The sequence below is a fragment of the Pseudomonas meliae genome, assembly GCF_001400515.1.
GTDB classification, from domain to species: Bacteria; Pseudomonadota; Gammaproteobacteria; order Pseudomonadales; family Pseudomonadaceae; genus Aquipseudomonas; species Aquipseudomonas amygdali.
In genome coordinates this window covers 220-863 of record NZ_LJQT01000223.1, presented here as the reverse complement: position 1 = coordinate 863, position 644 = coordinate 220, and the positions used below count along the sequence as shown (strand labels likewise).

Genomic DNA, 644 nt, shown 5'->3' with positions numbered 1-644 from the left:
TTTGCAGCGCCTCCCTAAGTCGATTTGTTTCGATTCGCCTTTGCTGTTTGTTACAACGAACGTACAAGCCGTATCGGGCTCTCCTGCTGCAATCCGTTCTTGAAAATACCGCTCCGCTACTTCTTGGGCGGCTGCCTTATGGTCGCCGGGGTTTTCGCTGTACATAGTCCAGGTTACGATATAGGGGCCCATGGTGTTCTCCTCCGTTAGGGTGTTGTGTGCCCGGACAGATCATGTCCGGGCTTGAGATTAGGCCGCGAGCTGACGGCTTTGCAGAGCCTGTGCGAGCACCCACAGTGCGCGATTCAATTTCACATCCTGATCAATGCCATTAACTGCCCTCGTTGTCGTGCGTCGGCCTTGCTTGTTGCGCCCTGTCAAACCGCCTTTGATGGTGTTTTCCTGGACTCGATTGAAGGTGGTCCAAAGGTCGCTGCTACGGTCCTCCCGACGGCGTGGCATGAGCAACTGGGAAGGGGTAACAGGCGCAGGTCCTTCTGCCGGATCGTAGCGATACGCCAGGGCAGCCAATGCAAAAGCCTCTTGCTCGTCCTGGTCTAATTGTTGATGCTTCATGTCAGCGGTTATGTGGTCGATCTGTTCGAAATGCTTCAACACTTCGAAGGCGCCTTCGATCACGTCAT

Annotated in this window: 2 protein-coding genes; both read right to left on the bottom strand. The window is 54.7% G+C overall.

Going from position 1 to position 644, the window contains the following annotated elements; translation table 11 throughout:
* A partial coding sequence (locus tag ALO64_RS25940; RefSeq protein ID WP_094195087.1) for a hypothetical protein occupies window positions 1–192 on the bottom strand: 192 nt, incomplete at its 3' end.
* Between the two features lie 57 nt (window positions 193–249).
* The coding region (locus ALO64_RS26285) for a DUF932 domain-containing protein (protein WP_235804991.1) at window positions 250–644 on the bottom strand (395 nt) is incomplete at its 5' end.